Raw genomic sequence first — 12,510 nt, forward strand, 5'->3', positions numbered from 1 at the left:
GTGGCGGGAAGGGCGAAGGCTCCTCCCGCCCCTGTTTCGGGCGGCCCTGAACTGGACAGGATCGAGCAGCGGCACTATCCTTAGGTCAGTGTACATGGTCGGGAGCCGTTCGATGTCCAGGATCGATTCAGCCAAGAAGAATGAGCCTCCCGTTTCCGATACGCTGGAAAACGCATCCCCTGTGTCGTCCATGGATGCCGAAAAGAAGAAATGGGTGGAAGACAATCGGGCGGCGTTTGCCGCCTACGATGCGTTGGTGGACCGGCTTGGTCTCTTCGGTGAAGAGTACCGGAACTTCGAATGAGATTTCTCGACGTTTGCCTCAATCCGGCGGCGAAGGGAAAGAAAAATCACCCGATTCCCTATATCCTGATCGTTCAGGGTGATTATGTCGGCATCAACAGAACCCGTGTGGCCGTTCCGTTGATGCGGTCGTCCGAAGTTGAAGCTCCAATTCCCAAGATCATGCCCTTGATCATGGTCGGTGACGAGCAATTCGTCGTCATGACGCCGCAGATCATCGCTTTGCCCGTTGGGCAAATTGGCGCTGTCGTCGCGTCCGCATCCGATGCCCATTCCGACATCCGCCGCGCCATCGATGTCCTGACAGGCGACTTTTGACCGTCACCGCCGAAACCGACCTCTACGCCCCCGTCAAAGCCTTCCTCGAAGCCCAGGGTTACGACGTGAAGGCGGAGATCCGCGGCTGCGATCTCGTCGCCACGCGCGGGGACGAGCCGCCGGTGATCGTCGAGCTGAAAAAGCGCTTCACCCTCGACCTCGTGCTCCAGGGGGTGGACCGGCTGGCGGTCAGCGACAGCGTCTATCTCGCCGTTCCGCAGCCGGGGCGCAAGGCGACCGGGCCGTCTCCCCTCGACGGCGACGTGAAGAAGCTCTGCCGGCGGCTCGGGCTCGGCCTGCTGATGGTCGATCCGGGTCTGGCCGAGGGGCGGCAGGTCACCGTGCTGCTCGACCCCATCCCCTACACCCCGCGCAAGGACAAGAAGCGCACCCATCGCCTGCTCGGCGAGCATGCCCGCCGTGTCGGCGATCCCAACCGCGGCGGCTCCACCCGCGTCGCCATCGTCACCGCCTACCGCCAGGACGCGCTGCGCGTCGCCCGCCTGCTGCGCGGCGGGCCGCTGACCGTCGCGGCCCTGCGCAAGGCCGGCGCGCCCAAGGATGTCGGGCCGATGCTGCTGCGCAACGTCTATGGCTGGTTCGAGCGGGTCGGGCGCGGCACCTACGGCCTGACCCCGGCCGGCGTGCAGGGGGTCGAGGCGTTCGCCCATGCCCTGGCGGAGGCGTGACACCCCGCACCGCCAAGCCTATGATCGTCGCCACCCAATCCACGATCCCATCAGGCTGGAGCCCGCTTTGTCGGACTACATCAGCAATCTCGTCGTCTTTTTCGTCGTCGTCGATCCGCCGGGGCTGGTGCCGCTGTTCATCGCGCTGACCCGCGGCTTCGACGACCGGCACAAGCGGATCATCGCGCTGCGCGGCACCGCCATCGCCTTCGTCGTGCTGGTCTTCTTTGCCTATTTCGGCAAGGTCGTGCTGCAGACCCTGTCCATCGAGATGCCGGCCTTCCGCATCGCCGGCGGTGCGCTCCTGTTCTGGATCGCCTTCGAGATGCTGTTCGCCAAGCGCTCCGAGCGCAAGGAGCGCGACACCGGCGAGGCGATGACCGACGAGGACGCGCACGACATCGCCGTCTTCCCGCTGGCGGTGCCGCTGATCGCCGGTCCCGGCGCCATCACCTCGATCCTGCTGCTGATGGACCGTGTCGGCACCACGGCGGCGGGACAGGTCAGCGTGCTGGGGGCGGCGGCGACGGTGATCGGCGGGGTGACGCTGATCCTGCTGGGGGCCGACCGGGTCGGGCGGCTGCTCGGCCGCACGGTGATCCACACGGTCAGCCGGGTGCTCGGCATCGTGCTGGCGGCGCTGGCCGCGCAGACGGTGATTTCCGGCATCACCGCGGTCTATCCACCGCATTGATCGGATGGCACAAAGCCTCGGTCATTCTGAATTGTGAACTCAAGCCGGCTCCTAAAGCATTCGGACGGAACCACTTTGTCCATTTTCGTCGGAGTTCAGGTCCCATTGGTGCATTTGTATGATTCTTAATCAAACCCTTAACGGCATGAGCTTGGTAAGATTGCTTCCAAAGCGAAGGGAGTTTGGAAGTATTTCAAAAATTAAATATAGAAACGAAATCGGACATATATTTGATAAGTTGTTATAGTGCTTTGTCATATACCTAAAAAGTGCAAATCTCCCTAATGTACGCTCATAGGGTTGCGCCTGAAGGAGGATTCGTGGTGTTGAAGATCAATCATGCATCATTTACGCTCGCTCTTTTGGTGTCCTGCGCCTTTTCTATGGCTGCAAAAGCGGAAGGTGGAAGCTGCCCGACCACGGTAACGGTTTCATCGACTTTTCCAACTCCCTGCATCAACGGCAAGACAGGTGGAGCGGAGTTGGCGCCGACGGCTGCCTATGCCTGGGAAGCCTTCATAGCCCTGAACTGGCCAGCCGCGACCGGTAGCCGTGGGAAACCAGATCCGGCGAAAAGCTTTGGAGATCTCTCCGGCCCGACGGCATGGGAGACAATGAGGGCCAAAGTTGAGCTTTACCCTGGCAACGGCTCTGCTTCACAGGCTCCTCATGGCGTCGTCCTCGATGCCGGAAACAAGCCGACGAACGGGCCGGATTATGGTTATGAGCAAAGCCCGGCCTATTACTATGATCCGGTGACGACCGGTACCAAGGATGGCCTTCTGCCGGCCTGCTCCGGGCAGGTTCCGACAGCGGTGCCCGCTTTTGTGCCGCTGGATGAAACCAGTCAGATCGGAAACAATCAGACTTATGCCGGTACGCTTTCCGACAAGGATCCCAAAGGGTTTAATAAAAGCCCCCAATTGATCCGTTACGCAGTGAAGATGAATCTGCCGGTATTTCAGAATATAGTCTCCAACAAATATTGGTGGAATTCCACGGGGGCGGCCACACCGTTGAACAATGCGCTGGGAAATGCAATCACGGCGATTGAGAACCGAAGCAAGACCGGTGAGAACAAGCAGCCTGACGATCCCTATGTGAATTTTGTACCTGCCAATGCGGAGCAGGTTGGACCTGGTGTCTTCGTGAAGTCGGCTTGGCGTCCGCTGACGAACAATGAGGTGACGTCGGGACGTTTTCGCACGGCTCCGGTTCGCTACTATGAGAAGAACGACCAGGGAAATCCCTGCTATCGCGAGGATGTCTGGGGTCTCGTCGGGATGCATGTGATCACATTCCCTCCCAACGCGCCTTGGGTCATCTGGTCGACGTTCGAACAGGCAGACAACATTCTCACGAGCGACGGGAAGCCAACGGAAGATCCGAACGGCAAACCGCTCGGGCAAATGCCGGCAGCGGCCACCACGCCTCAGTTGACGTCGGATCCCCAGCAGCTCAATCCGGTGGTGAAGGCATTGGGACCTTACTGCGACAATCCTGGCCAGCGCCTGTTTTTCCGCGAGAACCCCCAGCGGACCGCATTGCCTTCGGGGGGCAACATTTGTCTTGACCGGCGCTGGCATGCTCTGTCTGACGAAATCGTGGCCGCTAACGAAACTGCACATGCTGCGATGATGAGTGCGGGCAAAGATGCAGCAGGCGTTTGGCAGTACTACAAGCTGATCAATGTGCAGCCGGTTCCAGTCGACGGCGCCAGCATGAACCTCCCGAATGTCAGCACCACCGCATCGTTCTACCTTGCCAATGCCGTGCTGGAGACAGATTACTCTTTGGCTAATTTTACGGGAAATCTTGTCAACGGTGCCCCGAGCAACGTGGTTGCCGGTCCGAAAGGAACCCTCGTCGAATACTACAACACACAGCTTTTCCCGTTCGAAGGCGGAAACTTGGGCTTCCTTTCAAAGCCCATGCAGATGGGTGGCTGTGCCGGTTGCCATGGCTTTGCGAACAACACCGGCCGCAACTTCAGCTTCTCACTCGGCCGTAATGTCAAGACACCCGATCCGACCGATGCATTCTCGGTTCAACCCGCACTTCTGAGCAATTTCAACCAGTAAATCCTCGGTCGATCCCAGCGAAACGCCGGGGCATCCGGTCTATCGTTTCGCTGGGATACTCTGTCTGCCTGCCGGGAGAGTCCGCCGTCCGGGCCGTCGAAAAGGCCTGAAACCGGCTCCGAAAGATAATCAAAACCAAGCCCGGTTTGTACTTGGGGCGATGGACTGGCACCCCTTTGGCGGGGGCGGACAAGCCCTTCCGGTCATGATCCCTTTTCCAGTGCTGATCGCCGCTCCACATGGGGGCTTACCACCGCCGACGCCGGGCATCTGTCCGGCGTGAGGCTTTCCACGCGCCCAAATGACAGAGGCGGCGGCCATGGACCTCGACCCGCTGATCCTGTCGCGGATTCAGTTCGCGTTCACGATCTCCTTCCACATCCTGTTCCCCAGCTTCACGGTCGGGCTCGCCTGCTGGATCGCGCTTCTGGAAGCGCTGTGGGTCGGCACCGGCAAGGGCATCTACCGCAGCCTGTCGGAGTTCTGGACCCGCATCTTCGCGCTGTCCTTCGGCCTGGGCGTGGTGTCGGGCATCGTCATGTCCTACCAGTTCGGCACCAACTGGAGCCGCTGGTCCGACACGGTGGGCAACGTCCTCGGCCCGCTGATCCAGTACGAGGTGGTGACCGCCTTCTTCCTGGAGGCCGCCTTCCTCGGCATCCTGCTGTTCGGGCGCGACCGGGTGCCGCGCGGCATCCACCTGATGGCGGCCTGCCTGGTGGCGCTGGGCACGCTGCTGTCGTCTTTCTGGATCCTGTCGGCCAACAGCTGGATGCACACCCCGGCCGGCTTCGAGATCAAGGACGGCCGCTATTTCGTCACCGACTGGTGGCAGGTGGTGTTCAACCCGTCCTTCCCCTACCGCCTCGCCCACATGGTGACGGCGATGTTCCTGACCACCAGCTTCGTCGTCGCCGGCATCAGCGCCTTCTACCTGCTGAAGCGCCGGCATTTCGACCATGCCAGGCTGGGGCTCGGCATGGCGCTCGCCCTCATCACCGTGCTGGCGCCCCTGCAGATCTTCCTCGGCGACGAGCATGGGCTGAACACGCTGGAGCATCAGCCGGCCAAGATCGCGGCGATGGAAGGCAATTGGGAAGGCGGTCCGCGCGCCCCGCTGGTCCTCTTCGCCATCCCCGACGTGGAGGCGGAGACCAACCGTCTGGAGATCGGCATCCCGGCCCTGTCCAGCCTGATCCTGACCCACGATTTCAACGGCAGCGTTCCCGGCCTGAAGCAGTTCCCGGCCGACGAGCGGCCCGACCCGCGCATCGTCTTCTGGACCTTTCGCCTGATGGTCGCCATCGGCTTCCTGATGCTGACGGTGGCGGCGGTGCATCTGGTGCTGAGGGTCCGCGGCCGGCTCTACAGCAGCGACTGGTTCAACCGCATCCTGGTCGGCTGCATGCCGATCGGCTTCGTCGCAATCCTGGCCGGCTGGTTCACCACCGAGATCGGGCGCCAGCCCTGGGTCGTCTACGGCCATCTGCGCACCGCCGACGCGGTGACCCCGTCCCTGACCACCGAGGCGGCGCTGGTCTCGCTGGTCTCCTTCGTCGTCGCCTACACCCTCATCTACGGCGCCGGCACCTATTACCTGATCCGCCTGCTGCGCGCCGGACCGACCCATGTCCATGACGCGAAGCCGCCGCCGGAGGCGCAGAGCCCGAAGCGCCCGCTGTCGGCCGCCGACTCTTCCATCGAAGCCGCGGAGTGAGCCCCATGCAGGAAATTGCGGAAGGAAGCCTGCTGACCCTGATCTGGGTCGGGATCGTCGGCTTCGCGGTGTTCATGTATGTGCTGATGGACGGCTTCGACCTCGGCATCGGCATCCTCTATCCCTTCGCCCCGACGGAGGAGGACCGCGACACCATGATGAACACGGTGGCGCCGGTCTGGGACTTCAACGAGACCTGGCTGGTGCTGGGCGGGGCGGGCCTGTTCGCCGCCTTCCCCATCGCCTATGCCGTGGTCCTGCCGGCGATGTACCTGCCGCTGCTGGTCATGCTGATCGCCCTGATCTTCCGCGGCGTCGCCTTCGAGTTCCGCTTCAAGGCGCGGGCGGGCCGGCACTGGTGGAACCGCTCCTTCTTCGTCGGATCGCTGCTGGCCACATTCGCGCAGGGCGTCGTGCTCGGCTCCTTCATCCAGGGCATCCCGGTCTATGAGCGGCAGTTCGTCGGCGGCATGCTGCACTGGCTCTCCCCCTTCTCCCTGTTCTGCGGGGCGGCGCTGGTGGTGGGCTATGCGCTGCTGGGGGCGACCTGGCTGATCTGGCGGACCATCGGGCCGTTGCAGGACTGGTGCTTCCGCATGGCGCGGCGGCTGATGCTGGTGGTTCTCGTCGGCGTCGCCGCGGTCAGCCTGTGGACGCCCTTCCTGCTGCCGCAGATCGCCCTGCGCTGGTTCTCGCTGCCCAACCTGTTCTTCCTGGCGCCGGTGCCCATCGTCACCGCGGTGCTGGCCTTCGCCCTGTGGCGGGCCATCGACAACAGCCGCGAGGTGGCGCCCTTCGTGCTGTCGATGGCGCTGTTCGCCCTGTCCTACCTCGGCCTCGCCATCAGCTTGTGGCCGCATTTGATCCCGCCCGGCGTCACCGTGTGGGAGGCGGCGGCGCCGCCCAAGACGCAGGTGTTCCTGCTGGTCGGCATGGCCTTCCTGATCCCGTCGATCCTCGGCTACACCGCTTATTCCTACTGGGTTTTTCGCGGAAAGGTGACGGGGGCCTTCGGATACCATTGAGCGGAGAGGGCGCCCCGGCCTAAAAAGGGCGCCTTCGGATGGGAGAAGGATCCGCCATGGACAACGACATCAGCTTCGCCGAGGCCATGCTGCGCCGTGGCGCCGGCCTGCTGGACGCGGAGGCGGATGCGCCGGGCGGCGATCCCTTCGCCGTGCTGGCCCGCCTGCTGGCAGCCGCCGCCGCGACCGACGCGCCGCTGGTGGTGCTGAGCGAGGGCGGCAGCCACCCCGCTCTGTTCGACGAGGCCAACCGCCGCGCGGGCGAACCGCTGACCGCCCGCCTCGCCGGCCTTGCCGCCACCCGCCAGGGCGAGCGCGCCGCCATGTACGAGTTCGACGGCACCGGCCCGCTGACCGGCAACCGCATCGTCGCCGCCCTGCTGCGGCCGGAGGAGCGGCCCGACCTGCTGCATGTCTACATCGCCATCGGCCGTCTGCGCGGCGGCGAGGCGCAGATCACCGTGCCGCCCGCCCTGCTGCGCTTCGACGCCGCGGCGCTGGGCCAGACGCTGGGGCTGCTGGGCGACGCGGTGTCGCGCAGCCCGAATGCCGCCACCGCGGCGCTGGCCCATGCCGCCGCTATCCTGCCGATGGAGGGCCATGAGCAGGGCGGCATGCCGGCGGCCCTGCTGGACCTCTACTGGCATGCGCTGACGCTGGCGTCGGTGCGCGCCGCAGGCGGCGCTGGGGCGTCGGTGCGCGCCGCCGGCGGCGCGGCCGGGGGATTGGCCGGGATGACGCCGGAGGGGAATGCGTAGGGGCGCCGGGGGCAGCCTCCGTTCCCGTTTTGCACAAAATCCACCGATGCAAGAAATAATTCCTATAATCTCTGCAGGGTTCCCCCCTGCCTGCGGAGAGACGCCATGGCCCTCGACAGCCGTACCCTTGCAAACGACCAGTTCCCGGTGTGGGCGGAGGAGCCGCCGGTGCCGTCCGAAGGCTCGTTGGTCCCCGGTTCGCAGTTCCATGAGGAGCAGTGGATCATGGCCGCCGGCATGCTGGCGCGCGGCAGCAGCTTCCTTTATGTCGCCCGTGCCATGGGATGCAGCCGCACCACCCTCTGGCGCGCTTACTACGGCTCCAAGGATTTCCGTCACAGGGTGTGGTGGGAGCGGCAGGCGCTGAACCGCGAGGCCGACCTGCGCCTCTCCTCGTTGCGCAGTCTGGTGGTCGAGCAGATCGAGCGGCTGGTTTCCTCCGGCGATCCGTCCACCGTGCGCTGGCTGGCCGAGAAGCTGGGGCTGTTCGCCAGTCTCGATGCCCCAGCCTCCAAGCGGCAAACCACGCAACCGGTTCGTCAGCCCGTCCCCGAACTCAAGGACGACATCCCTGGCGATTTGTGCGAGGACGCTGCCGATTGCCCTCTCTCCCCCGGGGAGAGGGAGGGGACCCGCGCCGCAGGCGTGGGGAGGGTGAGGGGGCCGGCGCGCGATCCGCGCGCCGCCAAGGGGCATGCTGCCCCTTGGCAATCCCCTGGCGCGGTCGTTCCGTCCGCGCTGCCCCCCTCACCCAACCCTCTCCCCAGGGGGGAGAGGGCTTATAAGCTGTCGCCTTGCCCAACCGCTCTGCCGCGCCACCGGTAGACCGGCGGGCAGGATGGAACATCCGCCGGAAACCGTTCCACGCTGTTCCACCCCTCCCACCGGCCCCCCGCCAGCTACGGTCCGCATCGTCCCCAAGGAGGCCCTTGCCCCGCCGCTCTTTTGCAAATCGTTTGAAACTCTTTCCCGCGCTGCCGATCTGGTGACAGAGTTAACGTCAGTGAAATACTGCGTCACATCGTCACCAGTTCAACGGGAGCAGCCATGCGCCAGCGCCTCCGCTTCTATCTCGGGGACGAGCTTCGGGAGATCGACGCGGTCGATCCCACCCTGACGGTGCTCGACTGGCTGCGTCTGTCGGAACGGCGGGTCGGCACCAAGGAAGGCTGTGCGGAGGGCGATTGCGGCGCCTGCACCGTGGTGGTCGGGCGGCTGGACGGCGACACTCTGCGCTACGAGGCGGTGAACGCCTGCATCCGCTTCCTCGCCACGCTGGACGGCTGCCGGCTGCTGACCGTGGAGCATCTGAAGGGACCGGACGGCGCGCTGCATCCGGTGCAGCAGGCGATGGTCGATTGCCATGGCTCGCAATGTGGCTTCTGCACGCCGGGCTTCGTCATGTCGCTGCTGGCGCTGTACCTGAACGAGGAGCGGCCCGACGGCCAGCGGATCGACGACGCGCTGGCCGGCAACCTCTGCCGCTGCACCGGCTACGAGCCCATCGTCCGCGCCGCCCACGCCATGTACGAGATCGGCGACCGCGTTACGGACCGCTTCGCCGACCGCGCGGCGATGGCGGAAAAGCTGAAGGCCCTGCGCGACGAGGAAATCCTCAGCGTCGGCGCCGCCGGGCGCCGGTTCCTGGCCCCCGCCACCGTGCCGCAGCTGGCGCAGCTCCTGCTCGACAATCCCGGCGCCACCATCGTGGCCGGGGCGACCGACGTCGGGCTGTGGGTGACCAAGTTCCAGCGTGTGCTGGCGACGGTGGTCTACACCGGCCGGGTCCGTGCCCTGCGGCGGATCGAGGACCGCGGCGACGCGCTGGTGATCGGCGCCGGCGTCACCTACAGCGACGCGGCGGAGCGGATCGCCGCGCTCTATCCCGATTTCGGCGAGTTGATCCGCCGCATCGGGGCGGAGCAGGTGCGCAACATGGGCACCATCGGCGGCAACATCGCCAACGGCTCCCCCATCGGCGACACCCCGCCGGCCCTGATCGCCTGCGGCGCCACGCTGCGGCTGCGGCGCGGTGAGGAGACGCGCGAACTGCCGCTGGAGGCGTTCTTCCTCGAATACGGCAAGCAGGACCGCCGCGAGGGCGAGTTCGTCGAGGCGGTGATCCTGCCCAAGCCGGCGGCGGGGGAGCGGTTCCGTGCCTACAAGATCGCCAAGCGCTTCGACCAGGACATCTCCGCCGTCTGCGGCGCTTTCCGCCTGACGCTCGACGGCGAGGGCCGGGTGGCCGACATCCGCATCGCCTTCGGCGGCATGGCCGGCACCCCCAAACGCGCCGCCGGGGCCGAAGCGGTGCTGCTGGGCCGCCACTGGACCGAGGAAACCGTCCGGCTGGGGATGGAGGCGCTGGCGGGAGACTATGCGCCGCTGTCCGACTGGCGGGCCAGTGCCGCCTACCGCTCCACGGTGGCCGCGAATTTGCTGATGAAGCTGTATGTCGAGACCAGCGACCCGGCGGCGGAGACCCGTCTGGTCGGCGACCGGAGGCTTGCACATGCCTGATTCCATGGCGCCTGACATCACGACCCCCATCGCCCCCGCAGCCACCCCGGACCGCATTCCGGACCGCATCGAGGGTGCCGTCCACGACTCCCGCCGGCACGAGAGCGCCCACAAGCATGTCAGCGGCGAGGCGGTCTATGTCGACGACATCGCCGAGCCGGCCGGGCTGCTGCATGTCTATCTCGGCCTCAGCAGCCGGGCCCATGCGCGCATCCGCGCCATCGACCTGTCGCCGGTCAGGCAGGCCCCCGGCGTGGTGGCGGTCTTCACCGCCGAAGACGTGCCGGGGGTCAACGACATCGGCTGCATGGGCAAGCATGACGAGCCGCTGTTCGCCTCATCCCTGGTCGAGCATGTCGGCCAGCCGATTTTCGCCGTCGCCGCCGAGACCCGCGACCAGGCCCGCCGCGCCGCCAAGCTGGCGGTGGTCGAGTACGAGGATCTGCCGGCAATCCTGACCATCGCCGCCGCCCGCGACGGCGAACAGACCTTGGTGACCCCGCCGATGACTCTCCGGGTCGGCGATGCCGACGCGGCGCTGGCCGCGGCACCGCACCGCGTGGAGGGACGGCTCGCCATCGGCGGGCAGGAGCATTTCTATCTGGAAAGCCAGATCGCCATGGCGGTGCCGGGCGAGGATGGCGAGGTGCTGATCCACGTCTCGACCCAGCACCCGACCGAGGTGCAGCACATCGTCGCCCATGTGCTGGACCTGCCCAGCGCCGCGGTGACGGTCGAGGTGCGCCGCATGGGCGGCGGCTTCGGCGGCAAGGAGACCCAGTCGAACCTGTTCGCTGCCTGCACCGCGCTGGTCGCCGGACGGACCGGCCGCGCCGCCAAGCTGCGCCCCGACCGCGACGACGATTTCCAGATCACCGGCAAGCGCCATGATTTCGAGATCGACTATCGCGTCGGCTTCGACGGCAGCGGGCTGATCCAGGGGGTGGACATGCTGTTCGCCGCCCGCGCCGGCTATGCCGCCGACCTGTCCGGCCCGGTGACCGACCGCGCGCTCTTCCATGCCGACAACGGCTATTTCTATCCGGCGGCGCGGCTGGCCTCCCTGCCGCTGAAGACCAACACCGTGTCCAACACCGCCTTCCGCGGCTTCGGCGGCCCGCAGGGCATGGTGGCGGCGGAACGGGTGATCGACGAGATCGCCTATGCGCTGGGTAAGGACCCGCTGGAGATCCGCAAGCGGAACTTCTACGGCAGCGATCCCGACACGGACGGCCGCAGCCTGACGCCCTATCACCAGACCGTCACCGACAACATCCTGCCCGAACTGGTGGCGCAGCTTGAGGAGAGCAGCGGCTACTGGCGGCGGCGGGAGGACATCAGCGCCTTCAACGCCGGCAGCCGCATCCTGCGCAAGGGGCTGGCGCTGACGCCGGTGAAGTTCGGCATCTCCTTCACCGCCAGCCATTACAATCAGGCCGGCGCCCTGGTCCATGTCTACACCGACGGCAGCATCCAGCTGAACCATGGCGGCATCGAGATGGGGCAGGGGCTCTACACCAAGGTCGCCCAGGTGGTGGCGGAGGAGTTGCAGGTCGACATCGCCACCATCCGCCCGACCGCCACCAACACCGGCAAGGTGCCCAACACCTCGGCCACCGCGGCCTCCTCCGGCTCGGACCTGAACGGCAAGGCGGCCCAGGCGGCGGCTCGCACCATCAAGGAGCGGTTGGTCGCCTTCGCGGCCGAGAACTGGGGGGTGGCGCCGGACTCGGTGCGGTTCGAGCGCAACCGGGTATGGGTCGACGACCGCGACATGAGCTTCGCCGATCTGGTCCGCGCGGCCTACATGGCGCGGGTGCAGCTGTCGGCCACCGGCTTCTACAAGACGCCGAAGATCCATTGGGACCGCGCCGCCGGGCGCGGCACGCCCTTCTATTATTTCGCCTATGGCGCCGCCTGCGCCGAGGTGACGGTAGACACGCTGACCGGCGAATATGTCGTCGACCGGGTGGACATCCTGCACGATTGCGGCCGCTCGCTGAACCCGGTGATCGACAAGGGCCAGATCGAGGGCGGCTTCGTCCAGGGCATGGGCTGGCTGACCATGGAGGAGCTGTGGTGGGACGGGCAGGGCCGCCTGCGCACCCATGCCCCCAGCACCTACAAGATCCCGGCCTGCTCCGACCGCCCGCGCATCTTCAACGTGGCGCTTCTGGAGAACGCGCCGAACCGCGAGGACACCATCTTCCGCTCCAAGGCGGTGGGCGAGCCCCCCTTCATGCTGGGCATGTCGGTCCTCCACGCTTTGTCCGACGCGGTGGCCAGCCTCGCCGGGCACCGGCTCTGCCCGCGGCTGGACGCGCCGGCCACGCCGGAACGGGTGCTGGCCTGCATCGCAGCATTGCGGGAGCGGGCTGCGTCTTCCCGACCATGACGCCCCAACC

At 66.0% G+C, this 12,510-nt stretch carries 11 protein-coding genes; all 11 read left to right on the forward strand.

Features of this window, described 5'->3' with window-relative positions; translation table 11 throughout:
- Nucleotides 1-112 precede the first annotated feature (112 nt).
- The 11 genes from ABNQ39_RS18575 to xdhB all read left to right on the forward strand — a co-directional run bounded on the left by ABNQ39_RS18575 (nucleotide 113) and on the right by xdhB (nucleotide 12,500).
- Nucleotides 113-304, forward strand: coding sequence for a type II toxin-antitoxin system CcdA family antitoxin (locus ABNQ39_RS18575; RefSeq protein WP_376962506.1), 192 nt, complete (start codon nucleotides 113-115; stop codon nucleotides 302-304).
- On the forward strand, nucleotides 301-621 hold the full coding sequence (locus ABNQ39_RS18580; protein ID WP_376962507.1) for a CcdB family protein: 321 nt from the start codon (nucleotides 301-303) through the stop codon (nucleotides 619-621). The genes ABNQ39_RS18575 and ABNQ39_RS18580 overlap by 4 nt, the downstream gene beginning before the upstream one ends.
- A complete protein-coding gene (locus ABNQ39_RS18585) occupies nucleotides 618-1,310 on the forward strand; it encodes a DUF2161 family putative PD-(D/E)XK-type phosphodiesterase (RefSeq protein WP_376962509.1) in 693 nt (230 codons plus the stop codon). Before ABNQ39_RS18580 ends, ABNQ39_RS18585 begins: the two co-directional genes overlap by 4 nt.
- Nucleotides 1,311-1,377: 67 nt before the next feature.
- Nucleotides 1,378-2,004: a MarC family protein gene (locus ABNQ39_RS18590; RefSeq protein WP_246306991.1), complete on the forward strand. Its 627-nt coding sequence runs from the start codon at nucleotides 1,378-1,380 to the stop codon at nucleotides 2,002-2,004.
- A 320-nt stretch (nucleotides 2,005-2,324) separates the two neighbouring features.
- Nucleotides 2,325-4,085: a hypothetical protein gene (locus tag ABNQ39_RS18595; protein ID WP_376962511.1), complete on the forward strand. Its 1,761-nt coding sequence runs from the start codon at nucleotides 2,325-2,327 to the stop codon at nucleotides 4,083-4,085.
- A gap of 319 nt (nucleotides 4,086-4,404) precedes the next feature.
- A complete protein-coding gene (locus tag ABNQ39_RS18600; protein WP_376962512.1) occupies nucleotides 4,405-5,802 on the forward strand; it encodes a cytochrome ubiquinol oxidase subunit I in 1,398 nt (465 codons plus the stop codon).
- A gap of 5 nt (nucleotides 5,803-5,807) precedes the next feature.
- Nucleotides 5,808-6,827 carry a cytochrome d ubiquinol oxidase subunit II gene (gene cydB / locus ABNQ39_RS18605; protein ID WP_376962513.1) on the forward strand — a complete coding sequence of 340 codons (1,020 nt, stop codon included), beginning with the start codon at nucleotides 5,808-5,810 and terminating at the stop codon, nucleotides 6,825-6,827.
- 56 nt (nucleotides 6,828-6,883) lie between these two features.
- Nucleotides 6,884-7,585, forward strand: coding sequence for a hypothetical protein (locus ABNQ39_RS18610; protein ID WP_376962515.1), 702 nt, complete (start codon nucleotides 6,884-6,886; stop codon nucleotides 7,583-7,585).
- 105 nt (nucleotides 7,586-7,690) lie between these two features.
- Nucleotides 7,691-8,410, forward strand: a complete 720-nt coding sequence (locus ABNQ39_RS18615) for a hypothetical protein (RefSeq protein ID WP_376962517.1) — start codon at nucleotides 7,691-7,693, stop codon at nucleotides 8,408-8,410.
- Between the two features lie 222 nt (nucleotides 8,411-8,632).
- Nucleotides 8,633-10,105, forward strand: a complete 1,473-nt coding sequence (xdhA, locus tag ABNQ39_RS18620) for a xanthine dehydrogenase small subunit (protein ID WP_376962519.1) — start codon at nucleotides 8,633-8,635, stop codon at nucleotides 10,103-10,105.
- Nucleotides 10,098-12,500: a xanthine dehydrogenase molybdopterin binding subunit gene (gene xdhB / locus ABNQ39_RS18625; RefSeq protein ID WP_376962521.1), complete on the forward strand. Its 2,403-nt coding sequence runs from the start codon at nucleotides 10,098-10,100 to the stop codon at nucleotides 12,498-12,500. The genes xdhA and xdhB overlap by 8 nt, the downstream gene beginning before the upstream one ends.
- Nucleotides 12,501-12,510 lie beyond the last annotated feature (10 nt).

The sequence above is a fragment of the Azospirillum sp. A26 genome, from assembly GCF_042604635.1.
Taxonomy (GTDB): domain Bacteria; phylum Pseudomonadota; class Alphaproteobacteria; order Azospirillales; family Azospirillaceae; genus Azospirillum; species Azospirillum palustre.

Coding starts and splice junctions, on each gene's coding strand:
- ABNQ39_RS18580 (WP_376962507.1), top strand. CDS start 301: ATGAGATTTCTCGACGTTTGCCTCAATCCGGCGGCGAAGGGAAAGAAA.
- xdhA (WP_376962519.1), top strand. CDS start 8,633: ATGCGCCAGCGCCTCCGCTTCTATCTCGGGGACGAGCTTCGGGAGATC.
- xdhB (WP_376962521.1), top strand. CDS start 10,098: ATGCCTGATTCCATGGCGCCTGACATCACGACCCCCATCGCCCCCGCA.
- ABNQ39_RS18610 (WP_376962515.1), top strand. CDS start 6,884: ATGGACAACGACATCAGCTTCGCCGAGGCCATGCTGCGCCGTGGCGCC.
- ABNQ39_RS18615 (WP_376962517.1), top strand. CDS start 7,691: ATGGCCCTCGACAGCCGTACCCTTGCAAACGACCAGTTCCCGGTGTGG.
- ABNQ39_RS18575 (WP_376962506.1), top strand. CDS start 113: ATGTCCAGGATCGATTCAGCCAAGAAGAATGAGCCTCCCGTTTCCGAT.
- ABNQ39_RS18600 (WP_376962512.1), top strand. CDS start 4,405: ATGGACCTCGACCCGCTGATCCTGTCGCGGATTCAGTTCGCGTTCACG.
- cydB (WP_376962513.1), top strand. CDS start 5,808: ATGCAGGAAATTGCGGAAGGAAGCCTGCTGACCCTGATCTGGGTCGGG.